Source organism: Massilia sp. (assembly GCF_046293535.1).
Lineage (GTDB): Bacteria > Pseudomonadota > Gammaproteobacteria > Burkholderiales > Burkholderiaceae_D > Telluria.
The window spans coordinates 136,073-157,225 of sequence record NZ_JBKBOV010000006.1 but is presented as its reverse complement, the minus strand read 5'-3'; the positions used below and the strand labels follow the sequence as shown (position 1 = coordinate 157,225).

The 21,153-nt window shown below is 65.9% G+C and carries 21 protein-coding genes; 15 read left to right on the top strand and 6 right to left on the bottom strand.

What is annotated here, in order from left to right; genetic code table 11:
* Positions 1 to 344: 344 nt before the first annotated feature.
* Positions 345 to 2,768 carry a penicillin acylase family protein gene (locus ACK4S9_RS05660; protein WP_409722659.1) on the bottom strand — a complete coding sequence of 808 codons (2,424 nt, stop codon included), beginning with the start codon at positions 2,766 to 2,768 and terminating at the stop codon, positions 345 to 347.
* Positions 2,769 to 3,065: 297 nt separating this feature from the next.
* Between ACK4S9_RS05660 and ACK4S9_RS05655 the strand changes: the two genes are divergently transcribed.
* Entirely contained in the window at positions 3,066 to 4,241 is a 1,176-nt protein-coding gene (locus tag ACK4S9_RS05655; protein WP_409722656.1) for an OmpA family protein, read from the top strand.
* A 73-nt stretch (positions 4,242 to 4,314) separates the two neighbouring features.
* Here the strand turns inward: ACK4S9_RS05655 and ACK4S9_RS05650 are convergent, their stop codons facing one another.
* The 3 genes from ACK4S9_RS05650 to ACK4S9_RS05640 are packed head-to-tail and all read right to left on the bottom strand — an operon-like array spanning position 4,315 to position 5,904.
* Entirely contained in the window at positions 4,315 to 5,124 is an 810-nt protein-coding gene (locus ACK4S9_RS05650) for a M48 family metallopeptidase (RefSeq protein ID WP_409722653.1), read from the bottom strand.
* Positions 5,121 to 5,588: a YbjQ family protein gene (locus tag ACK4S9_RS05645; protein ID WP_409722650.1), complete on the bottom strand. Its 468-nt coding sequence runs from the start codon at positions 5,586 to 5,588 to the stop codon at positions 5,121 to 5,123. Before ACK4S9_RS05645 ends, ACK4S9_RS05650 begins: the two co-directional genes overlap by 4 nt.
* Position 5,589: 1 nt before the next feature.
* Positions 5,590 to 5,904, bottom strand: coding sequence for a YbjQ family protein (locus ACK4S9_RS05640; protein ID WP_409722646.1), 315 nt, complete (start codon positions 5,902 to 5,904; stop codon positions 5,590 to 5,592).
* Positions 5,905 to 6,043: 139 nt separating this feature from the next.
* Between ACK4S9_RS05640 and ACK4S9_RS05635 the strand changes: the two genes are divergently transcribed.
* The 11 genes from ACK4S9_RS05635 (at position 6,044) to ACK4S9_RS05585 (ending at position 16,227) form a co-directional block, all read left to right on the top strand.
* The gene (locus ACK4S9_RS05635; protein ID WP_409722643.1) at positions 6,044 to 7,528 is read left to right on the top strand and encodes a DUF4080 domain-containing protein; all 1,485 of its coding nucleotides are present in this window, start codon (positions 6,044 to 6,046) and stop codon (positions 7,526 to 7,528) included.
* 56 nt (positions 7,529 to 7,584) lie between these two features.
* The gene (locus ACK4S9_RS05630; protein WP_409722640.1) at positions 7,585 to 8,733 is read left to right on the top strand and encodes an MlaE family ABC transporter permease; all 1,149 of its coding nucleotides are present in this window, start codon (positions 7,585 to 7,587) and stop codon (positions 8,731 to 8,733) included.
* Complete coding sequence (locus ACK4S9_RS05625; protein ID WP_409722637.1) at positions 8,733 to 9,599, top strand: ABC transporter ATP-binding protein; 867 nt, start codon at positions 8,733 to 8,735, stop codon at positions 9,597 to 9,599. Before ACK4S9_RS05630 ends, ACK4S9_RS05625 begins: the two co-directional genes overlap by 1 nt.
* A gap of 2 nt (positions 9,600 to 9,601) precedes the next feature.
* The gene (locus ACK4S9_RS05620; RefSeq protein ID WP_409722634.1) at positions 9,602 to 10,549 is read left to right on the top strand and encodes an MlaD family protein; all 948 of its coding nucleotides are present in this window, start codon (positions 9,602 to 9,604) and stop codon (positions 10,547 to 10,549) included.
* Positions 10,550 to 10,557: 8 nt separating this feature from the next.
* Positions 10,558 to 11,190, top strand: coding sequence for an ABC-type transport auxiliary lipoprotein family protein (locus ACK4S9_RS05615; protein ID WP_409722631.1), 633 nt, complete (start codon positions 10,558 to 10,560; stop codon positions 11,188 to 11,190).
* The gene (locus ACK4S9_RS05610; RefSeq protein ID WP_409722628.1) at positions 11,187 to 12,377 is read left to right on the top strand and encodes a VanZ family protein; all 1,191 of its coding nucleotides are present in this window, start codon (positions 11,187 to 11,189) and stop codon (positions 12,375 to 12,377) included. The genes ACK4S9_RS05615 and ACK4S9_RS05610 overlap by 4 nt, the downstream gene beginning before the upstream one ends.
* Before the next feature lie 48 nt (positions 12,378 to 12,425).
* Positions 12,426 to 12,767, top strand: coding sequence for a (2Fe-2S) ferredoxin domain-containing protein (locus ACK4S9_RS05605; RefSeq protein ID WP_409722625.1), 342 nt, complete (start codon positions 12,426 to 12,428; stop codon positions 12,765 to 12,767).
* 40 nt (positions 12,768 to 12,807) lie between these two features.
* On the top strand, positions 12,808 to 13,428 hold the full coding sequence (locus ACK4S9_RS05600) for an alpha/beta hydrolase (RefSeq protein WP_409722622.1): 621 nt from the start codon (positions 12,808 to 12,810) through the stop codon (positions 13,426 to 13,428).
* Between the two features lie 113 nt (positions 13,429 to 13,541).
* Entirely contained in the window at positions 13,542 to 14,687 is a 1,146-nt protein-coding gene (locus ACK4S9_RS05595; protein WP_409722619.1) for a D-alanyl-D-alanine carboxypeptidase family protein, read from the top strand.
* A gap of 282 nt (positions 14,688 to 14,969) precedes the next feature.
* A complete protein-coding gene (locus ACK4S9_RS05590; protein ID WP_409722617.1) occupies positions 14,970 to 15,896 on the top strand; it encodes an aldo/keto reductase family oxidoreductase in 927 nt (308 codons plus the stop codon).
* 19 nt (positions 15,897 to 15,915) lie between these two features.
* Positions 15,916 to 16,227 carry a metal-sensitive transcriptional regulator gene (locus tag ACK4S9_RS05585; protein WP_409722614.1) on the top strand — a complete coding sequence of 104 codons (312 nt, stop codon included), beginning with the start codon at positions 15,916 to 15,918 and terminating at the stop codon, positions 16,225 to 16,227.
* A gap of 52 nt (positions 16,228 to 16,279) precedes the next feature.
* On the opposite strand, the gene pssA is transcribed toward ACK4S9_RS05585, so the two are convergent.
* On the bottom strand, positions 16,280 to 17,065 hold the full coding sequence (gene pssA, locus ACK4S9_RS05580) for a CDP-diacylglycerol--serine O-phosphatidyltransferase (RefSeq protein WP_409722611.1): 786 nt from the start codon (positions 17,063 to 17,065) through the stop codon (positions 16,280 to 16,282).
* A gap of 141 nt (positions 17,066 to 17,206) precedes the next feature.
* On the opposite strand from pssA, the gene ACK4S9_RS05575 reads away from it, so the two are divergent.
* Complete coding sequence (locus ACK4S9_RS05575) at positions 17,207 to 18,163, top strand: CAP domain-containing protein (protein WP_409722608.1); 957 nt, start codon at positions 17,207 to 17,209, stop codon at positions 18,161 to 18,163.
* The gene (locus tag ACK4S9_RS05570; protein ID WP_409722606.1) at positions 18,160 to 18,765 is read left to right on the top strand and encodes an Hpt domain-containing protein; all 606 of its coding nucleotides are present in this window, start codon (positions 18,160 to 18,162) and stop codon (positions 18,763 to 18,765) included. Before ACK4S9_RS05575 ends, ACK4S9_RS05570 begins: the two co-directional genes overlap by 4 nt.
* 687 nt (positions 18,766 to 19,452) lie before the next feature.
* Here the strand turns inward: ACK4S9_RS05570 and ACK4S9_RS05565 are convergent.
* Entirely contained in the window at positions 19,453 to 20,028 is a 576-nt protein-coding gene (locus ACK4S9_RS05565) for a DUF1439 domain-containing protein (protein WP_409722603.1), read from the bottom strand.
* A gap of 373 nt (positions 20,029 to 20,401) precedes the next feature.
* Between ACK4S9_RS05565 and ACK4S9_RS05560 the strand changes: the two genes are divergently transcribed.
* The gene (locus ACK4S9_RS05560; RefSeq protein ID WP_409722600.1) at positions 20,402 to 21,136 is read left to right on the top strand and encodes an NF038120 family PEP-CTERM protein; all 735 of its coding nucleotides are present in this window, start codon (positions 20,402 to 20,404) and stop codon (positions 21,134 to 21,136) included.
* Positions 21,137 to 21,153 lie beyond the last annotated feature (17 nt).

Genomic DNA, 21,153 nt, shown 5'->3' with positions numbered 1-21,153 from the left:
GCAACGTATTTCTTTTTTGTGAACATTTGATAATTTAAGTAATCACTGACCGAAGCCAGCGGCACCTTCATCAAACGCCCACACTTATCGACTGTTGATTGTTAAAGAACCAGTGTTCTGTACTACCTTGCTGCACCGTGCGAAGCGTTGTGTTCGTCAGCAGCAGAGAAGCGAGATTATGCGGTGTTCTGCGTTTATCGTCAAGCCCCTCTTTTTCTTTCGCTGGTCTTCGTTCTTGCGAACCGAAGCAGCGTTGGAAGACACAAACTATAGCAAAGCCGGCCCCCGATGCGCAAGGGCCAGGCGTGAGTTTTTGAGAGAATTTCAGGCTGGCTTAAGTTAACCTACTCGCGCAGGCTCATCGTCGCGTAATTCGGATCGGCCCTGATCCTCTCCTGCGTGAACGGTAGCGTCGGCCACTCCTTGCGCGAGTACACCTGGGTCTGGTCCGCATACCAGGGCGACTTGGGATCGGTCGATTGCCCATAGGTCAGCACCCCTTGCGCCACCGGCCCCTGCTCGTCGAAGCCGACGGTCTGGATGTAGCTTTGCCCCCAGTGGGCGCCGACGTAGCCGTTGGCGGTCAGGCCGGTGCGCATCGTCAGGGAGCTGTAGGTGCCTTCCTGGTTGCCGTTCCCGCCGTGCAGCGCGATGCGCACGCCGTTGCGGGGCTCCACCTGGTAGTCGCCCAGCCGCGCATCGAGCGGAATGCCGAGCGATTGCAGTTTTTCGGCCGCGCCCCGCAGGGCTGCCAGCATCGCCGGCATCGCCGCCGGCGCCACGCCATTGGGCGTATTCACCGGATCGGCTGGATTGAAGGGGTTCGCCCACTTGTTCGGAATGCTTGACGCCACGCTCCAGAATTCGCGGAACAGCACCGCGCCGCGGCTGTCGACGTTGGCGCGGCGGTCCCAGGCCTGCAGCACGTTGCAGGCCTTGTTTGAAAGCTCGTTGCTCAGCGCCGCGCACGCAGGCAGCAGTTCCGGCAGCACCAGCTCGGCCGCATACACGCGGTTCGAATAGGCCAGCGCCTGCATGTCGGCCAGGTTCAGCTTGCTGCGCTGCGCCAGCAGGTCTTCCAGCTGGCGAAAGCTGATGCGGGTGCGCAGGCTTTGCTCGACGCCGGTGCGTCCATACAGTGGCGAGAAGCCCAGCGGCGCCGGACCGGTGAGCAAGGCCTTCGGATTGGTCAGCCAATAGCTGTCGTTCGAATTGCCGACGTAGTCGGTGCGCAGCATCCACGGCGCCTTCGCCGGCGCGTAGATGCCCGGCGGCGCGCCTGCATCCTGCCCCCAGGCGCAGCTGCTGCGCGAGCCGTCGAACATGAGCGCCGCCTGCACCAGCAGGCAGCCGTTCACGAACTTGTCGGCATTCATATGCGGCACCACGCTGGCGTCCGCATACAGCGCATTGCCCTCGCGATCGGCCGCGACCGTGTTCACCCACGGCAGGCCCACCACCTTGTCGAGCGAATCCTTCAGCGCGCGCACGCTGCCAGCCGTGCCGATGCCCAGCCACTGCTCGAGCATGCGGGTGTTGTAGCGGTTCGGGTCGCCCAGCACGTAGGCGGCGCTGGCGGTCCAGGTCATGCCCGCGGCCGCCCGATTGATGACGGCGCCCTGGTGGCTGAAGTAGAAGGTCTTGCTACGCCGGCCCACCAGGCCGTCCGGCAGCAGCGCGTCGACGGTGACCGTCTTGGAGGTCATCTTGCGGCGCTCGCCGTCATATAAATAGGTGGTGCCGGTCGGGTCGGTGGGGTCGAGCGCCAGCCGGAAGGTGGTGAAGTGGTAGGCGAAGGTAACGGTATGGCTCCAGGCGACATCCTTGTTGAAGCCGATGACGACCGCCGGCACGCCGCCGATGATCACGCCCATCGCATCGTAGCGCCCCGGCACGGTCAGGTGGGCCTGGTAGAAGCGGTCGGCGGTGGTCCACGGATAGTGCGGATTCCCGAGCAGCAGGCCGCGCCCGTTGGCCGACAGGTCCTTGCCGACCGCCAGGGCATTGCTGCCAAAGCCCTGGCGATTGAGCTTGTCGAGCTGCGCCACCAGCGTGGACGCATCGATCTTGCGCGGCGCCGCCCTGGCCAGGCTCACCGTGGCGCCCGGGACGCGGCCGGCGGCGACGAAGTCCCTGGCGAAGGCCTGGCCGGACGCGTGCAGCGCCTTTTCCGCCACCACCAGGTACATGTCGTCGAGCGTGAGCGGACGCACCCACTTGTCGTCGGCGCAGGCGGCCGGCAGCTTGCCGGCGTAGTCCTTCAGGTAGCGGTTGTAGCCCTCGACGAAGCCCTCGAGCAGCTGGCGTGGTTCGGCCGTGCCGGCGGCGTAGTTGGCGCGCAGCTGCTCGATGTCGAGATAGCCCTTGAAGAAGAAATCGCTTTCTTCGTTGTTCAGGTCCATGAACCCGCTGCCGCCGCCGTACTCGTCGCCGGTGCGCTGGCGCGGCCGTGCCTCGGCGCCGAAGAACAACGAACGCTCGCCGCGCACGGTCAGCACCGAGTCGGCGAACATGCAGACGTTGTCCTGGGCATAGGCATAGGCCAGCCCGTAGGCCAGGCTGCGGTAGTCCTCGGCGCGCACGTGCGGTATGCCGTGGGTGGTGCGCGCGACCTCGACCTGGATGCGCGCGGCGGTCTGTACCGGCGGCGGGGCCGGGGCTGCGCCCTCGTCCTTGTCGCTGCTGCAGGCGCCCAGCGCCAGCGTGGCGGCGAACGCCGCGCCCCATAGGCAGGCGCGGGAAAAGACGGGGGAACTCGGGCTTGGCATGGTCAGGCGCTTTCTGCGGCCGGCGGCACGCGACAGTAAATGTTAAAATCGCACAGTTGAACTCTAAACAATTCCTTGCGCTATGCATACTGGTGAAAGTGATGGGTTCAGCAGTAAATGAGCTATTAAGCGTGAGGCATATCCGAAGTGTTGTTATTTCGAGAATATTTTTCTTATGCGAGATAGCGAACAGTACGCAAGATGCCAAAAGGTAATACTTCGGACTGCATTTCCCCGAGAGCCGAGCCTTTGAGGCCCCGGTAACAGACCAATGTATTTATTGAAGAAAACAGAACAATGAAAGCATCCAACAAACTCGCCGCACTGATCGCACTGGCCTGCGCAACCATGGTGAACGCCCACGCGGCACCGCAGGACGCAGCCCCCCAGCAGACCGCACAAGCCGAAACGGCTTACGTGAATCCGGACTGGGCCAACAGCGCCTGGTACGCAGGCGTGGGCGCTGGACGCTCGCGCGCCGACATCGACCAGAGCGCGCTGCAGCGCACCCTGAACTCGAACGGCTCGACCCTGAGCAGCTTCAACACCGATGACCGCGACGTCACCTGGAAGCTGTTCGTCGGTAAGCAACTGAACCGCTACTTCGCCATCGAAGCCGGTTACTTCGAACTGGAAAACTTCGACTTCGAAGCCTGGACCAACCGTGGCAACCTGAACGGCGAAACCAAGTTCCGCGGCGTGAACCTCGACCTGGTCGGCCGCCTGCCGCTGACCGAGCGCCTGACCTTCCTGGCACGCGGCGGTGTCCAGTACACCCGCGCCACCACCCGCTTCAACGGCAGCCGCCTGGATGCCGTGACCGTCGCCAACCCGCCGAACGAAGGCCGTCGCCACGGCAAATACGGCGTGGGCCTGGAGTACGCGCTGAACGAAAACATGGCACTGCGCGGCGAAGTGGAACGCTATCGCGTGACCGACGCGGTCCAGAACCGCGGCGACATCGACACCGCCACCGTGAGCCTGGTCTGGAAGTTCGGCCGCCCGGTCAAGGCAGCCTACGTCGCTCCGGCCCCGGTCGCGGCACCGGAACCGGCGCCGGCACCGGCACCGGTCGTCGCACCGGCACCGGCACCGGAACCGGTCCCGACCTCGGAAAAGGTCTCGATCGCGGCTGAAGCCCTGTTCGACTTCGACAAGGCGATCGTCAAGCCGGAAGGCAAGGCGGCCCTGGACGAGTTCATGTCGAAGCTGGAAGGCCTGAACACCGAAGTCATGATCGCCGTCGGCCACACCGACTCGGTCGGCACCGACGCCTACAACGAGAAGCTGTCGCTGCGCCGCGCCGAAGCCGTCAAGGCCTACATGGTCTCGAAAGGCCTGGATCCTGCCCGCCTGTACACCGAAGGCAAGGGCGAGACCCAGCCGGTCGCCGACAACAGCACCGCCGAAGGCCGCGCCAAGAACCGCCGCGTGACCATCGAAGTGGTCGGCACCCGTACCGTCACCAAGTAATTCCGGTACCTCGACAAGGAGCCGCCCGGCGCAAGCCGCGGCGGCTTTTTGTTTTTGAGGGCCCGGCCTTCGCTCAGCGCGGCAGGGGCAGGACCGGGCCGGACCGCAGGCCGGCCTGGCGCATCGCGTGCCGCAGCGACGCGATGCGGGCCGCCATCGAGGGATGCGAGGCCAGGTAGTGGGCCAAGGCCGGCGCGTCGCCGTCGCGCTTGCGGATGGCCTCGAAGAATTCGGTGGCGCCCCCGACGTGCCCATAACGGCACTGGAGGATCTGCAGCGCTTTTGCATCGGCCTGCGACTCGCGCTCGCGCGAATGACTGGTTTCGCCCAGGTGCTGGGCCGGCGCCAGCACCCCTGCGGCCCACGAGCCGTCCCCGGTCAGCACGGTCGCCGCGGCGATCACGACCAGGCTGCGCCCGACGGCGCGCAGGTGGTCGCGGTGGACGAGGTGGGAAAGTTCATGGGCAAGCACGAAAGCCAGGCCGTTTTCCGACTCGAGCCGCTCGAGCAGGCCTGCGTAGACCATCACGGCGCCGCCCGGCAGGACCACGGCGTTGGCTTGATCGGACGCCACCAGGCGTACCGTTACCGGGCTGGAGATGCCGGCGCAGCGGCGCAGCGCATCGACCTGCGACTGCAGCCATACTTCGCGCGGGGCGGCCTCGGCCCGGGTAGGCGGCAGCGGCGGCGCGAGCAGCCCGATGAGGCGCGCTTCCGTCTCCGGTCCCATTCCGTCGACCACCCGGTCCACCAGCAGGCCCGCGGCCCAGATTCCCGCCAGCACCGCCAGCGACAACGCCAGCAGGATCAGCAGGAAATCCTTCAGCGGGTGTTCGTGCGAGATATTGTCGTTATGCTGGGGCAGCGCGCCTCGGTACTTCATGCCTCGCCGGCGCCGGCCGCGTAATAGATGGCGGTACCGTAGGCCAGCACTTCGACGCCCATCACCTGGTTGCGCTGGCTGCCGGTCAGCGGCAGGGTTTCGAGGCGCAGGTTGACGATCTCGTCGGCTTCCGGGCAGCTTTCCTTCAGGCGCAGGACCGCCTCGCGCTTGGCGCGGTCGAGCAGGGTTTCATAGGACTTGACCGGACCGCCCACCAGCGAACGCAGTGCCGACGCCGCCTTCTTGAAATAGTCGATCGAAATGACGACGCTGCCCGTCACCAGTTCGCTGCGCGCCACCTCCCCGCCGCGCACCAGGGTTTTCAGCGAGGTGGCGGGAAGGCGCAGCTGCTCTTTTTCCCTGGCGATGATCGAGCGGTAGTGGCGCGACTCGGCGGCGCGGCCGAACACGTAGCCCAGCACCACCGGCACCGACCAGAAAGCCAGCAGGATGAGGTATTCCATCTCAGCTGACGGTCACCGCGGTGCCGTATACATAGATCTCGGCGGCGCCTGCCGCCACCGAGGAGGTCGAGAAGCGCACGTTGACGATCGCGTTCGCGCCCAGCTGCGCGGCCTGCGCCTTCATGCGCTCGGTCGCCTGTTCGCGCGACTCCTCCAGCAACTCGGTATAGCCGCGCAGCTCGCCGCCGACCATGTTCTTCAGGCCGGCCATGATGTCGCGCCCGACGTGCTTGGAGCGCACCGAGCTGCCCGAGACGACGCCGTGGCACACGACGATCTCCCTGCCGGGGATGGTTTCGATATTGGTAAGAAGCATGGCAGTCCCATTCAAAAGAAGTGTCTGATTGTAGATACCAATCTTTTTTGAAAGCAACTCATTATGCATATCGGCGCCGGCACAACGCGCGGGCGCAGTAAAATGACGCCCTCGTTCTCCACTCCGCCTGTCCGCCGCCATGTCCATCCTGCTTTCCACGCTCAACGCCCGCTACACGCACGCCTCGCTCGGCCTGCGCTACCTGCTGGCGAACATGGGACCGCTGCAGGAACAGACCCGGATCCAGGAATTCGTCATCGGCGCCAAGACCAGCGACCTGGTCGAGCGCATCCTGGCGCACGGGCCACGCGTCCTCGGGCTGGGCGTCTACATCTGGAACGTCGAGGAAACCACCCGGCTGGTGGCGCTGCTCAAGCGCGTCGCGCCGCAGCTGGTCATCGTGCTGGGCGGCCCGGAGGTCTCGCATGAAACCGGCGAGCAGGAAATCGTGCGCCTGGCCGACTACGTCGTCACCGGCTGGGGCGACGTCACCTTCCCCAAGCTGTGCGGCGAGATCCTGAACGGCCCGAAGCCGCTGATGAAGGTGCACGCCGGCGTACAGCCGCCGATGGCGGAGATCGCCCTGCCCTATTCTTTATATGGCATTGAAGACATCGCCCACCGCACCCTGTACGTGGAAGCTTCGCGCGGCTGCCCGTTCAAGTGCGAGTTCTGCCTGTCCTCGCTGGACAAGACCGCCTGGCCCTTCCCGCTCGACGCTTTTCTGGCCGAGATGGAATCGCTGTATGCGCGCGGGGCGCGCCTGTTCAAGTTCGTCGACCGCACCTTCAACCTGAACGTCAAGACCAGCCTGCGCATCATGCAGTTCTTCCTCGACAAGCTGGCGCAGAACCCGGACGACCCGGTCTATGCGCACTTCGAGCTGGTCCCCGACCATCTGCCGGAAGCCCTGAAGGAGACGATCGCGAAGTTCCCGCCGGGCGCGCTGCAGTTCGAGATCGGCATCCAGAGCTTCAACCCCGAGGTACAGGCCCTGGTGAGCCGGCGCCAGGACAATGCCAAGGCGGCCGACAACATCCGCTGGCTGACCGAACACGCGCAGACCCACCTACACGTGGACCTGATCGCCGGCCTGCCGGGCGAGGACGTGGCCAGCTTCGCCCGCGGTTTCGACCAGTTGGTCGGGCTGGGAGCCCAGGAGATCCAGTTCGGCATCCTCAAGCGCCTGCGCGGCACCCCGATCATCCGCCACACCGAGCCCTTCGGCATGGTCTACGATCCCTACCCGCCGTATACCGTGCTGGCCACCGACCGGATCGACTTCCCCACCATGCAGCGCCTGGTGCGCTTCGCCCGCTACTGGGACCTGGTCGCCAACTCCGGCCGCTTCGCCAACACCACGCGCGCCTTGCTGGGCGAGGCCCCGTTCGAGAATTTCATGGCATTCTCCGACTGGATGTACACCAGGACCGACGCGACCCACCGCATCGCGCTCGAGAAGCTGGCGAAACTGGTGCAGGAATGGCTGCAGCTGCGCGGCATGACGCGCGAGGAAGCGGCCGCCCTGCTGGCGCGTGACTACGCCGGCAAGCTCGATACGGCCCCCGTGCACAAGCCGGCGGCGGCGGCGCCCGAGCGCCAGGTTCGCCACTTGGCGGCGTAGCGCGCTACGTTAGAAACCGTGTAGCAGCGATAACGATTCTCTTTTACACTGGCGCAATGCAGATTGAAAATGCGCCAATATTAACCATCCAGCATCCAGACCAGGCCTCGGGCACCGGCGCGGCCCCATCTGTCATGGCAAGCGGCGTCTGGCAGGTACATACACTGACGCGGCGCGGCGTGCTCAAGGGGATCACCCGCACCCTGGCCACGCTCAAGAAAGACAAGCACACCCTCGCCTGGGACCTGTCCGGCATCGAACGCCTCGACCACGTCGGCGCCCAGATGTTCTGGAACGCCTGGGGCAAGCAACGTCCTCCGAGCCTCAAGCTCGACCCGCAGCACGAAGAACTGTTCGGCCGCATCGAGAAGGCCAGCGCCATCAAGCTGCCGCGCCACAAGCTGAGCCCGCTGAACTGGCTGATCGTGCTGGGCGGCGGCATGCTGTCCTTCTTCGAACACCTGCGCGCCTTCGTGGGCCTGATCGGCCAGTTGATCCTCGACATCGGCCGCTTCCTGCGCCGCCCGCAGGCCGGGCCCTGGCGCGAGATCTCCGCCAACATCTACCATTCCGGCTTCCAGGCGCTCGGCATCACGGCGATGGTCGGCTTCCTGATCGGGGTGGTGCTCTCCTTCCTGTCGTCGCAGCAGCTGCGCATGTTCGGCGGCGACATCTACATCGTCGACATCCTGGGCATGGCCGTGATCCGCGAACTGGGCCCGCTGCTGGCGGCGATCCTGGTGGCCGGCCGCTCCGGTTCCTCGATCACCGCGCAGCTGGGCGTGATGCGCGTGACCGAGGAGCTCGACGCCATGCTGGTGATGGGCATCTCGCACGGCCAGCGCCTGATCATGCCCAAGGTGATCGCGCTCGCCATCTCGATGCCTTTGCTGGTGGTCTGGACCGACGCCATGGCCCTGATCGGCGGCATGGTCTCGGCCAAGGTCGAGCTGGGCCTGTCCTTCCGCTACTTCATCCAGAAGCTGCCGGACGCGGTGCCGGTGGCGAACTACACCATCGGCCTGCTCAAGGGCTGCGTGTTCGGCATGCTGATCGCGCTGGTGTCCTGCCACTTCGGCCTGCGCATCAAGCCGAACACCGAGAGCCTGGGCCGCGGCACCACCACCGCGGTGGTCACGGCGATCACCGTGGTCATCCTGGCGGACGCGGTGTTCGCCATCATCTTCAACGACGTGGGGTTCTGATGGCAGACACGAACCAGCACACCAAGCCACGCGAACCGCAGCGCCTGAACAAGCGCCCCGAGGAAGACGTCGGGCCGCCGGTGGTCGAGATCCGCAATTTGTGGAAGCGCTTCGGGCGCACCGTGGTGCACCAGGACCTGAACCTCGACATCTATGCGGGCGAGATCCTCAGCATCGTCGGCGGCTCCGGCACCGGCAAGACCGTGCTGCTGCGCCAGATGCTGGGACTGGAGCGCCCCTCCGAGGGCTGCGTCAAGGTGTTCGGCGAGGACATCAGCCAGGCCGCACCGGAACAGCTGCAGCACATGCGCAACCACTGGGGCATGCTGTTCCAGCAGGGCGCGCTGTACTCGGCCCTGAGCGTGTTCGACAACATCGCCTTCCCGATGCGCGAGCTACGCTCGCTGCCCGAGGACGTGATCCGCGACGCCGTGCTGCTCAAGATGGACATGGTCGGCCTCGGTCCCGAGCACGCCAACAAGATGCCCTCCGACCTGTCGGGCGGGATGGTCAAGCGCGCGGCCCTGGCGCGCGCCCTCGCGCTCGAACCGCGGTTATTGTTCCTGGACGAACCCACCGCGGGCCTCGACCCCGACCTGTCGGATGCCTTCGTGTCGCTGATCCAGACCCTGCACAGCGAACTGAAGCTCACCGTGGTGATGGTCACGCACGACCTCGACACGCTGTTCGCGCTGTCGTCGCGCATCGCGGTGCTGGCCGAGAAGCACGTGCTGGCGGTCGGGCCGGCCTGCGACGTGCTGCGGGTCCAGCATCCGTTCATCAAACACTTTTTCCTGGGCCCGCGCGGCCAGCGGGCGCTGGAAGTGCTCGAAGAGCGCCAGGCCCAGAACGATTCGGAGAACTGAGTATGGAAAACAGGTCGTATGCCCTGATGACAGGTGTATTCACGATCGGCCTCGTGATCGCGGCCGTGCTGGCCGGGCTGTGGTTCAACCGCGACCGCACCGAGCTGGTGCCCTACGAGATCGTCACCACCCAGTCGATCCCGGGCCTGAACCCGGAAGCCACGGTGCGCTACCGCGGCCTGGAAGTGGGCCGCGTCGACCAGATCGTGTTCGATCCGCGCGTCACCGGCCAGATCCTGATCAAGCTGTCGGTCGACAAGAATTCGCCGATCACCACCACCACCTTCGCCTCGCTCGGCTACCAGGGCGTGACCGGCATCGCCTTCATCCAGCTCGACGACGACCGCACCGGCTCGCCGCGCCTGGCGGTGCGCGAGGACCAGCCGGCCCGTATCCCGCTGCGTCCGGGCCTGCTCGACATCCTGGAAAAGCGCGGCCTGGCCATCCTGGAAAAGACCGAACAGATCACCGACAGCCTGGCCAAAATGGTCACCGACGAGAACCGGCAAACCATCGTCGGCGCGTTCGACAGCATCGGCAAGGCGGCCGACGCCTATGCCGCCATCCCGCGCAAGCTCGAGCCGACCATCGACCGCCTGCCGGCGCTCACCGCGAAAATCGACCGCAGCCTGAGCTCCTTCGACGCGACCGCCGCCAGCATCCAGGCCACCGCCGACAACTACGGCCAGCTGGCCACGCGCCTGCAGGCCCCGGACGGCCCGCTCGAGCGCCTGAACGGCGCGGTCGGTTCGCTGCAGTCGGCCACCAGCGTACTCGAACGCGAAACCCTGCCGCACGTCGTCGAGATGACCGACGAAGCGCGCGGCGCGCTGCGCGCCGTCAAGCGCACCGCCACCTCGCTGTCCGACCGCCCGCAAAGCATCCTGTTCGGCGCCCCGAGCGCCCAGCCGGGTCCGGGCGAACCGGGCTTCGTGCCACCGACCAAATGAGGACCACCGTGACCGCTTATCCGCTCCGTTTTCCGATCCGCTCCCTGCTTGCCGTCGCCGTCTCGAGCCTCGTCCTCGCAGGCTGCGCCAGCAACAAGGTCCAGGAAAACATGACCTACGATTTCGGCCCGGCCACGCCGCTGCAGGGAGCGGCGCCGGCGCCGGCCTCGATGCCGGCGCTGGTGGTGATGGACTTCACCGGCCCCTCGGCGCTGGAGAACGAGCGCATGTTCTACCGCCTGGTCTACGCCGACGCGCTGCAGGCCCGCACCTATGCCAACAGCCGCTGGGCCAACGAGCCGCTGCAGATGCTCACCCAGCGCGTCAAGGCGCGCCTGGCGCAATCCGGCATGAAGGTGCTGTCGGCCACCGACGCCTCCACCGGGGTGCCGTTGCTGCGCGTGGAAGTGGACGACTTCGTCCATGCTTTCAGTGGCGTGAGCCAGAGCGAAGGCCGGATCACCCTGCGCGCCTCGCTGTTCAACGACCACCGCCTGCTCGACCAGCGCACGTTTACGCGCACCACGCCGGCGCCGAGCGCCGATGCGCCGGGCGGCGCGCGCGCCCTCGCGGCCAGCACCGACGCCGTGGCCGCCGACATCCTGGCCTGGCTGGCGACGGTCGATACCCGCAAGCGATGACCGAACCCACCGTCGCCGTCGAGCAGCGCGAACGCCCGCGCGAAGGACGCGGCTCGCCGATCGCGCGCGCGGCGCTGCTGGCCTACCTGCTCCTGATCGTCTACGCCAGCTGGTACCCGTTCACGGGCTGGCGCAATAGCGGGGTGCCGGTATTCACCTTCCTCAATACGGTCATGCCACGCTACTGGACCGGCTTCGACGTCGGCGTCAATATCGTCGGCTACATGCCGCTCGGGGTCCTGCTGGTGCTGTCGGTCTACCCGCGCGTGCGCGGCATCTGGGCGGTGCTGCTGGCGGCGCTTGGCGGCATCCTGGTGACGCTCACGATGGAAACGGTGCAGAACTTCCTGCCCAGCCGCGTGCCGTCCAACCTCGACCTCGTCACCAATGCCGGCGGCTGCCTGGTCGGCGCGCTGCTCGGCGCCTGGTGGGCGCCCGGCCTGCTCGACCGCAGCCGCCTGTTCCAGCTGCGGCGCCGCTGGTTCGCGCCCTACGCCAGCCAGGGCCTGGTGCTGGTGGCCCTGTGGCCGCTGGCGCAGATCTACCCGCAAAGCTACCTGTTCGGCCACGGCCAGGTGCTGCCCATCGTTTCAAGCTGGCTGTCGCGCTGGTTCGATACCGACATCGACCTGGTCAACCTGCTGCGCCCGGGCGAGGCGATGACGGTGGAGCAGTACTGGCTGTCCGAGACCATCATCACGGCCTGCGGCATGACCGGCGCCGTGCTGACGCTCATGTGCCTGGTGCGCCGCAGCGCGCCGCGCTTCCTGCTGATGGTGGTCTTCCTGGCCACGGCGCTGCTGGTGAAGGCGCTGGCCAGCTCGCTGCTGTTCCGGCCCGATAACGCCTTCGTGTGGGTGACGCCCGGCGCGGAAGGCGGCTTCATCATCGGTATCATCATGCTCGCCGGCCTGGTGTTCGCACCCCAGGTGGCGCAGCGCCGGCTCGCCGTGGTGACGCTGGTGCTGAGCCTCATCGTGGTCAATACGGTGCCGGTGAACCCGTATTTCGTCTCTACGCTGCAGGGCTGGGTGCAAGGCAAATTCCTGAACTTTAACGGCGCGGCCCAGTTCCTTTCCCTGACATGGCCTTTCCTGGCCCTGTGGTTCCTGCTGCTGCCCTCGCACCAGCTGAACCGCCCGGAGCCGCGGCCCGGCGCGGCGGGCGGGGCGGACGGAGCCCAGTGAGCATTTGCCGTATCATGAGGGCTGGCGACCACCTATGACGAGAGCGACATGAGCGACATGAGCGACACCAACGACGCACCTTTTTACAAGCACCACGTCTTCTTCTGCATGAACGAGCGCGACGGCAAGGACGCCCGCCAGAGCTGCGGCAAGTGCGGCGCCGAGAAGGCGCAGAAGCATGCCAAGAAGCGCATCAAGGAACTCGGCCTCAATGGCCAAGGCAAGGTGCGCGTCAACCAGTCCGGTTGCCTCGACCGCTGCGAGGAAGGCCCGGTGCTCGTGGTCTACCCGGAAGGTACCTGGTACACCTACGTGGACAACGCCGACATCGACGACATCATCGAGACCCACCTGATCGGCGGCAAGGTCGTGGAACGCCTGAAGATCTGATCCCCCCAGCAAGCAACGCAAAACCCGTACTGAAGACGTAATGAACAAGTATTCGCACAAGTTTACCCTCGACGGCCACGCCGGCAAGATGCAATGCATCCTCGACCTGCCGGAAGGCCAGCCGCGCGGCATCGCGCTGGTGGCGCACCCGCACCCGCTGTACGGCGGCACCATGGAGAACAAGGTGGCCCAGACCCTGGCGCGCACCTTCGTCACCCTTGGCTATGCCACCGCGCGCTTCAACTTCCGCGGCGTGGGCGAGTCGGAAGGCGTGCACGACGACGGCCGCGGCGAGGTGGACGACATGGACCTCATGTACCGGCACATGACCGAGCAGTACCCGGGCCTGCCGGTGGCCCTGTCCGGTTTCTCCTTCGGCACCTTCGTGCAGGCCCAGTTCCAGCAGCGCCTGACGCTTGAAGGCCGCCCGGCCGAGCGCCTGGTGCTGGTCGGCACCGCCGCCGGCAAGTGGCCGATGCCGCCGGTCCCGGCGGACACCATCCTGATCCACGGCGAACTTGACGATACCATCACGCTGCAGGAAGTCTTCGACTGGGCGCGTCCGCTCGACATTCCGGTGACCGTGATCCCCGGCGCCGATCACTTTTTCCACCGCAAGCTCGGCCACATTAAAAATCTTGTCGTCGAAATGTGGCGTTGACGTGACATTTGACGCTGTCGCTGTGCAATAATTAGTCCCTTCTTTCGAGGCAATACTTTCGAGTCTTGCCTTGCGCACTTCTGCATTAGCATTTTTTTACAGCGAACACTCCCATGAAAAAACTGTTAGCGGCCGTGGCCGCCAGCCTGCTGATGGCCTCGGCCAGCGCACAGACCGTGCCTGCGCCGACCGTCGCAGCCAAATCGTGGCTGCTGCTCGACGCGACGAGCGGCCAGGTCATCGCAGCGCAAGCCCCCGACGCCCGCATCGAGCCGGCTTCCCTCACCAAGGTCATGACGGCCTACGTGACCTTCGCCGCGCTGCGCGACAAGCGCCTGACCCTGGACACGATGGTGAACGTCTCGGTCCGCGCCTGGAAAGTGGACCCCAGCAGCTCGAAGATGTTCATCGACCCGAAGGTCCCGGTGTCGGTCAACGACCTGCTGCACGGCCTGATGATCCAGTCGGGCAACGACGCCGCGGTGGCCCTGGCCGAAGCCGTGGCCGGCGACGAAGGCACCTTCGTCGCCCTGATGAACCGCGAATCCGAGCGCCTGGGCATGAAGAACACGCGCTGGGGCAACCCGCACGGCCTGCCGGACGCGAACAACTACTCGACCGCGCGCGACCTGTCGATCATGGCGGCCAGCGTGATCCGCGACTTCCCCGAGTTCTACAAGATCGACTCGATCAAGCAGTTCACCTACAACAAGATCACCCAGCAGAACCGCAACCGCCTGCTGTGGCTGGACCCGACCGTGGACGGCATGAAGACCGGCCACACCGATTCCTCGGGCTACAGCATGATCGCTTCGGCACGCCGCCCGAACGGCAACGCCGGCCAGCGCCGCCTGATCTCGGTGGTGCTGGGCACCGCCTCGGATTCGGTGCGCACCCAGGAAAGCCAGAAGCTGCTGAACTGGGGCTTCCAGAACTTCGACACCGTCAAGCTGTACTCGAAGGGCCAGGCCGTATCGACCGTGCCGGTATGGAAAGGCTCGGATTCGACCGTGAAGCTCGGCTTCACCCGCGACGTGCTGGTGACCGTGCCGAAGGGCGTGGCGGGCAAGATGAAGCCGGTCCTGGAACGCAAGGACCCGCTGGTCGCCCCGCTGGCGCGCAATGCGTCGGTCGGCACCCTCAAGATGATGGTCGACGGCAAGCCGCTGATCGCGCTGCCGGTGGTGACGCTGGATGAAGTGCAGGAAGCCAGCATCTTCGGCCGCGCCTGGGATTCGATGCGCCTGTGGATGCAATGATTCACGGCTGATCGTTCACGACAAAGCCCGTCCGTGCGCAAGCCGGGCGGGCTTTTTGTTTTCCAGCTTCTGGATGCAGGGAAGCGATTTACTGCGCTGCGCAATTGGGTTCCCGCCTGCGCGGGAACGACGTGCTTACGTTGCGGATCCGGGATGCTTGATCTTTAAGCCAAGCGCAAAACCGTCATTCCCGCGCAGGCGGGAAGCCAAGTTTGCGTGCGCTCCAACAAGGTGTCCTTGCACCGCTATAATCGTGCAATTCCCCCAACACGACTACGTACGATGACCGCCCTGCTCCCCGCCGACCTGCACTGCCCGCGCATCGCCACCCGTGAAGGCGGCCCCGCACTGTCCCGCATCGTGGCCGGCATGTGGCGCATGAACGAGTGGGGCATGTCGGTCCAGCAGCGCGTGGCCTTCATCGAGCAGTGCATCGAGCTGGGCGTCACCTCCTTCGACCACGCAGACATCTACGGCGACTACGGCGTCGAAGGCGTGTTCGGCGAAGCCCTGCGCGCCCAGCCTCTGCTCCGCGAGCGCATCGAGCTGGTGAGCAAGTGCGGCATCAAGCTGGTCTCCGGCAAACGCCCGCAGCACGGCATCCAGCACTACGACACCAGCGCCGCCCACATCATCGCCTCCGCCGAGGAATCGCTGCGCCAGCTGGGTACGAGCCACCTCGACCTGCTGCTGATCCACCGCCCCGACCCGCTGATGGACTTCGACGAGGTCGCCGAGGCCTTCACCCGCCTGCAGCAGGCCGGCAAGGTGCGCCACGTGGGCGTGTCGAACTTCACGCGCCACCAGTTCGAATGCCTGAACCGGCGCGTGCCGCTGGCCACCAACCAGGTCGAGTTCTCGCCGATGTGCGTCGCGCCGATGTTCGACCAGACCTTCGACGGCCTGCAGGACCTGCGCATCGCGCCGATGGTCTGGTCGCCGCTGGGCGGCGGGCGCCTGTTCACCTCAGGCGACGCGCGCGCGGCCGAGGTCCGCTCGGTCATCCAGGAGATTGCCGAGCGCATGGAAAAGCCGTTCGCCAGCGTGCTGTTCGCCTGGATCATGCAGCTGCCGAGCCGCCCGATCCCGCTGACCGGCACCGGACGCTTCGAGGCGATCCGCGAAGCGGTGGCCGCCACCTCCTTCCAGCTCGAGCGCGGCGACTGGTTCCGCATCCTGCGCGCGGCGCGCGGGCACGAAGTGGCCTGAAGGCCGGAGGCGCACGACCATGGCCGAGAGCCCGTTGAAGATCGTGGAGGGCAGCGCCCTCACCGCGCAGCAGAAGAAGGACCTGCTGAACCGGCTGGCGCGCATCGAAGGCCAGCTGCGCGGAGTGCAGAAGCTGATCGCGCTGGCCGCGCAGCCGTCCGACGTCGACGCCGTGGCCCAGCAGATGGCGGCGGCGCGCAAGGCGCTCGACCGCTCCTTCGTGCAGCTGCTCGCTGGGGCGATCCAGACCCAGTCCGGCAATGCGGCCGACCTCGACGAGGCGCGGGCACGCGCAGCCCACCTGGCGGCGATGCTCGACAAATTCGCCTGACGGCGCGTAATCTGGTCCACTGGACCAGATTACTCTGGTCCACTGGACCAGATTACTCCTCGTAGACGACCGGCGGGGCGATGCCCTTCCACCCCATGCGCCAGGCGATGTTCAGCAGCAGGGTCGCGGACACGTACAGCAGGAAGAACAGCACGAAGAAGCGCGTCTGCAGCACCGCCAGCAGCACGGCGCACGCCGCCAGCAGCGCCAGCATCACCTTGCCGCGCGGGTGCTTCGAGCTCGGGAAGCGGACGGTCGACACCATCAGCGTGCCCACCGCGAGCATCAGCGCGATGATGCCGAAGCATTGCGCCGTGGTGGTGGCAGGGTCGGGCCAGGCGACCACCACCGAGGCCACGCAGGCCGCGCCGGCGGTGATCGGCATGCCGACGAAGTAGCGCGGGTCGGTGCGGCCGACCATGACGTTGAAGCGCGCCAGGCGCAGCGCGCCGCAGGTGACGAACACGAAGCAGGCCAGGCCGCCCATGCGCACCAGGGTCGGGTGCTCGGCGCCCATCTGCGCAAACCCGTAGCAATACAGCAGGAGGCCCGGGGCGCAGCCGAAGTTCATCACGTCGGCGATCGAGTCGAGCTGCACGCCGAAGCTGGACTGCGTCTTGGTGACGCGCGCCACGAAGCCGTCGAGAGCATCGAAGACGCCGGCCAGCACCAGCAGGATCGCCGCCAGGCGATAGTCGGCGGGCGAGCCGATGTGCGCGTTGTCGACCGAGATCACGATGCTGCCGAAGCCGCAGGCGATCGACAGCAGGGTCACGAAACTGGGCAGGGCGAACTTGGCGCGCGCGAGGCGCTGCCGGCTGGTAGGCTTGGTTGACAATTGATGACTCGGCAAGGTGAGCGATGGCTTATTCTACAGGGTGGCGAAATATGCCGGCCAGCGCGCAACACCGCTGGAGCCGTGTGCCGGTTTTTGCTCTAGAATGTGACGTCGTCTCACAGTATTGACAGGAGTTGCAACATGAGCTATATGCCTCGCTGGCGTTCCCTCATCACCGCGCTGGTGGCCGCTTCGACCCTGGTCGCGTGCGGTGGCGGCGGCAGCGACAGCGCGGGCGCCGGGGCGCCCCCGGTCGCGCTCACCCCGCCGGCCAACATCGCGCCGGATGCCGCTGCGCCAACGGCGACCGGCAGCATCGCCGTCGATGGCCGCAACTGGATCAACTACCGCCGCACCCAGCTGGGCGTGCCGGTCGTGACCGAGAACGTCCTGATCAACAATGCGGCCCTGGGCCACTCCGAGTACCTGCGCACCAACAACGTGATGAGCCACGACCAGGTTCCGGGCAAGCCCGGCTTCACCGGCGCCACCCTGAAGGACCGCCTGAACGCGGCCGGCTACACCATCCCGGCCAGTGGCTACGCGTATGGCGAAGTGATCTCCGGCGCCACCAACGGCAGCGGTTTCTTCATGGCCGAGGAGCTGATCACCGCGATCTACCACCGCTTCGTGATGTTCGAGCCGAAGTTCCGCGAGATCGGCACCGGCGCCGCCACCGCCGCGCGCTACAACTACTTCACCGCCGACTTCGCAACCCGCGGCGGCTTCGGTCCGGGCATCGCCGCCAACGCCGTCGTGACCTGGCCGTTCAACGGCCAGACCGGCGTGGTGCCCAACTTCATGAGCGACACCGAAGAACCGGATCCGGTCCCGAACCAGAACGAGGTGGGCTACCCGATCAGCGTGCACGCGAACATCGACGCCCCGCTGACGATGCAGACCTTCACCGTGCGTCCGCGCGGCGGCGCCAACCTGCAGGTGCTGGTGGTGAATTCCTCGCCCACCGCCACGCAGCGCACCGCCATCGCGATCATTCCGCTGGCGCGGCTGGCCGCGGCCACCACCTACGACGTCAGCTTCTCCGGCACGGTGAACGGCAGCCCGGTGAGCCGCGACTGGTCGTTTACCACACGGTGAGCCTGTCCCCTTCCCCGGCCGCCCCGGAGGCGCACGTCCCGGTTGCCATGCCGGCGCTCGACTGCGCCGCCGGGCGCGACCGGATGATGGGCGACGAGGCGATGTACCTGCGCGTGCTCGCCCGTTTCCGTTCCGACTACGCCGACACCGCCGCGCGCCTGCGCACAGCGCTGGCCGCCGGCGACGCCACGCTGGCGCACCGCATCGCCCATACGCTGAAAGGCGCGGCCGCGATGGTCGAGGCGCGCTGCCTGCGCGCGCTGGCGCTGGAAGTCGAACAGCTGCTGCGCGCCGGCGCGCCGGCGGATGCGCCGCTGCTCGAGCGGCTGGAAGCGGAGTTGGCGCGGGTGATCGATGAGGTGGCGCTGCTGCTTGCGCCGTCCGCCGTCGGTCCGGCGGCGAGCGATGCGACGCTGGCGCCAGCCGATCTCGCGCACTTGCGCAGCCTGCTCGATCTCGGCGACAGCGGCGCCCAGGATCTCATGGCGGAAAAACGCGGCCCACTGCGCGCGTACCTGGGCGCGGCGCGCATGGCGCAACTGGAGTCGGCGCTGGCCGCCTTCGATTACGAACGGGCGTTATCGGTGCTGGACGCCCCGTGAGGGCGGCCGCAAGCGCCTAAGTACTCGCCCCGAAATAAATGTGTTTTTAACTTCCATAACCGGCGCGCTGCTGCGTTGACTCCTGCTTGCAGTGCTCGCACTGCGGCGCACTCGCCGGCTTGCATCGCATCGGCGAGCCGCACCTCCGGTTCTGTTCGCCAAAAATCACATTTATTTCTTGTCGAGTACTAGCGTGTGAACTCCGCTTCCTCGTCGAAGGAAGCGGCACAGCTCTTGCCGCAGAAACGGCGTACGCTGTCGAGCGGCTTCTCGCAGTACCAGCACGATCCTTTCGCAGGCAGGCTCGCTCGCGACGGCATCCCTGGGGTACCGACGGCGACCGCAGTCAGCACTGGCTCGGCAGCCAGCCCATTGTCCGGAAAACTTTCCTGTGTCGTTTCCAAGATCCACCCCCTACACGACAGACTGAAGTCCAGCAAGATTACTTCAGCGGAACATCGTGCCCATGAGAAACCTCAAGCGCGGACCGCAACGCGGTCGCGCCACGGCAGTTCAGTGCCATTCAATCCGTCCAGTGTGCGCCGATTGGACTGGCTCTGCAATCCTCGCGTGCCGATTAGGCATGCGAACAACACCCTTTACGGACAGGCGCGTGTGCGCGCAAAAATAATAACGTATTGCTAAGTCTTTGCACGCACGCATATATGTGCGTGGCGAGCATGCGACTTAGCGGCGGTTCGCGGGTTCGAGCGTGACGCGTAGCCCAGAACGTGTGGTTTCGATCCGGGTCGGAATGAACTGCACGCCGGCATAGCGCAGGTCCTGCGCATCGAAGGTATAGACCGGGGTGTCGCGCACGACGGTATCGATGAGGGAGCTGGCGATGCGCGCGATCTGGCGCTCGGCCTCGGGAGTGGCGCCGATCGCCACCCGGTCCACGCGCGGTTCGGCCATCATCACGGCGGGGCGGCCGGGATCGACGTAGAGACGGCCCGAGAAGGCCAGGCTGCCGCTCCAGGTATCGCGCGCGAAGGGCGGCGAGACCGAGGCGTCCAGCCGCAGCGCCACCCGGTCGGCTTCCGGCTGGAGCGACAGGGCCGGGCGCTGCAGGCGCACGTCGAACAGGCCCATCAGGGGGTGGCTGAGCGGGAAGCGGCGCTCCAGGCCGGCCTGCAGCTTGTGCAGGGGAATGTCGACCGTGCGCGGGCCGGTCAGGCTGGCGCAACCGGCCAGCAGCCCGGCCAGCCCCAGCAAGGCAAGGCTGCATGCACGCCTGCGGTGCAGAGTGAATTCAGGTGACATGAGGACGCTCTTGGTATGTGGATTCCCGCAGGCTAACACGGCAGCGCCGGACATGACCTGACGGCACACCGGTGCGTGGCTGCCGCCCCCTGTGCGAAAAATCATGCCCGGCTGTGGCAAGACTGCCATGACTCGCCTCCTCCCACAAAAAAATTTTCGATTTTTGTTGAGTCTTCCGCTTTTCTATTTTCATAGGGAAATGCAAATAATATTTGCATGAACGTACATATAAGCATTTTTTCTTTGTTGAAATTATTTTTACATAAGTTATTTCCGTTGCTATATTTATTTACAACTCGGAAATATCCGGGGGGAACAATAACAGCGTAGAGGATCTAGCGCCTCTGCTCGTATAAAACCGATGGGAAACCACATGAAACGGAACCGCACTTTTCTGAAGACGACCATTGCTGCCGCCCTGCTGGGCGCCGCCATTTCCAGCCCTGCCGCACTCGCCCGTACGATCGATTTCGAAGACCTGCAACTGACCACCATCGACGGCAACCAGTCGATCGTCTCGCGCGGCTACCGTTTCACGGCCGAAGACGGTCCGATCGCCCAGTTCTTCGGCTTCAGCGGCACGGCCGGTGGCGTGTACAACGGCGCCCAGGGTTGTGGCGACACGCCCTGCCCGGCCGGCAACGCCAGCAATTTCTACGTGGGGCTGAACGATGGCGCGGTCACGGTCGTCAACACCGAACTGCCGCAATTCCGCATTTCCGGTCTCGATTTCGGCTTCCTGGCGCCGCTGCCCAACCTGGACGACGGCATCTGGGGCCAGCTGCGCCTGACCGGCTACCTGGTCAACGGCGGCACTGTCACGACCGCCATGGATTTCGCCGGCCAGAACGCCGGCGGCGACTTCATGTTCAAGAACTGGACCCTGGACGCGAGCTTCTCGAGCGCCTTCCTGAACAGCCTGACGCTCAGCGCCTGCGTGTATGACGGCAGCGGCGCCTGCTTCAACTCGATCGACGCCCCCGCCATGAACCTGGCGCAGTTCGCGATCGACAACCTGATGGTCGACGTACCGGAACCGGCCTTGCCGGCCCTGCTGATGCTGGGCGCACTCGGCATGGCGCTGACGGCACGCCGCCGCGCCAAGTAAGCAGCCAAGACTCCGCC

Excerpts from the sequence above, each read along its gene's own strand:
- ACK4S9_RS05595 (WP_409722619.1), top strand. The coding sequence starts at position 13,542 with ATGAAAAAACTGTTAGCGGCCGTGGCCGCCAGCCTGCTGATGGCCTCG.
- ACK4S9_RS05605 (WP_409722625.1), top strand. The coding sequence starts at position 12,426 with ATGAGCGACATGAGCGACACCAACGACGCACCTTTTTACAAGCACCAC.
- ACK4S9_RS05625 (WP_409722637.1), top strand. The coding sequence starts at position 8,733 with ATGGCAGACACGAACCAGCACACCAAGCCACGCGAACCGCAGCGCCTG.
- ACK4S9_RS05575 (WP_409722608.1), top strand. The coding sequence starts at position 17,207 with ATGAGCTATATGCCTCGCTGGCGTTCCCTCATCACCGCGCTGGTGGCC.
- ACK4S9_RS05585 (WP_409722614.1), top strand. The coding sequence starts at position 15,916 with ATGGCCGAGAGCCCGTTGAAGATCGTGGAGGGCAGCGCCCTCACCGCG.
- ACK4S9_RS05655 (WP_409722656.1), top strand. The coding sequence starts at position 3,066 with ATGAAAGCATCCAACAAACTCGCCGCACTGATCGCACTGGCCTGCGCA.
- ACK4S9_RS05560 (WP_409722600.1), top strand. The coding sequence starts at position 20,402 with ATGAAACGGAACCGCACTTTTCTGAAGACGACCATTGCTGCCGCCCTG.
- ACK4S9_RS05660 (WP_409722659.1), bottom strand. The coding sequence starts at position 2,768 with ATGCCAAGCCCGAGTTCCCCCGTCTTTTCCCGCGCCTGCCTATGGGGC.
- ACK4S9_RS05600 (WP_409722622.1), top strand. The coding sequence starts at position 12,808 with ATGAACAAGTATTCGCACAAGTTTACCCTCGACGGCCACGCCGGCAAG.
- ACK4S9_RS05645 (WP_409722650.1), bottom strand. The coding sequence starts at position 5,588 with ATGGAATACCTCATCCTGCTGGCTTTCTGGTCGGTGCCGGTGGTGCTG.
- ACK4S9_RS05590 (WP_409722617.1), top strand. The coding sequence starts at position 14,970 with ATGACCGCCCTGCTCCCCGCCGACCTGCACTGCCCGCGCATCGCCACC.
- ACK4S9_RS05620 (WP_409722634.1), top strand. The coding sequence starts at position 9,602 with ATGGAAAACAGGTCGTATGCCCTGATGACAGGTGTATTCACGATCGGC.
- ACK4S9_RS05610 (WP_409722628.1), top strand. The coding sequence starts at position 11,187 with ATGACCGAACCCACCGTCGCCGTCGAGCAGCGCGAACGCCCGCGCGAA.
- ACK4S9_RS05630 (WP_409722640.1), top strand. The coding sequence starts at position 7,585 with ATGCAGATTGAAAATGCGCCAATATTAACCATCCAGCATCCAGACCAG.
- ACK4S9_RS05635 (WP_409722643.1), top strand. The coding sequence starts at position 6,044 with ATGTCCATCCTGCTTTCCACGCTCAACGCCCGCTACACGCACGCCTCG.
- ACK4S9_RS05650 (WP_409722653.1), bottom strand. The coding sequence starts at position 5,124 with ATGAAGTACCGAGGCGCGCTGCCCCAGCATAACGACAATATCTCGCAC.
- ACK4S9_RS05565 (WP_409722603.1), bottom strand. The coding sequence starts at position 20,028 with ATGTCACCTGAATTCACTCTGCACCGCAGGCGTGCATGCAGCCTTGCC.
- ACK4S9_RS05640 (WP_409722646.1), bottom strand. The coding sequence starts at position 5,904 with ATGCTTCTTACCAATATCGAAACCATCCCCGGCAGGGAGATCGTCGTG.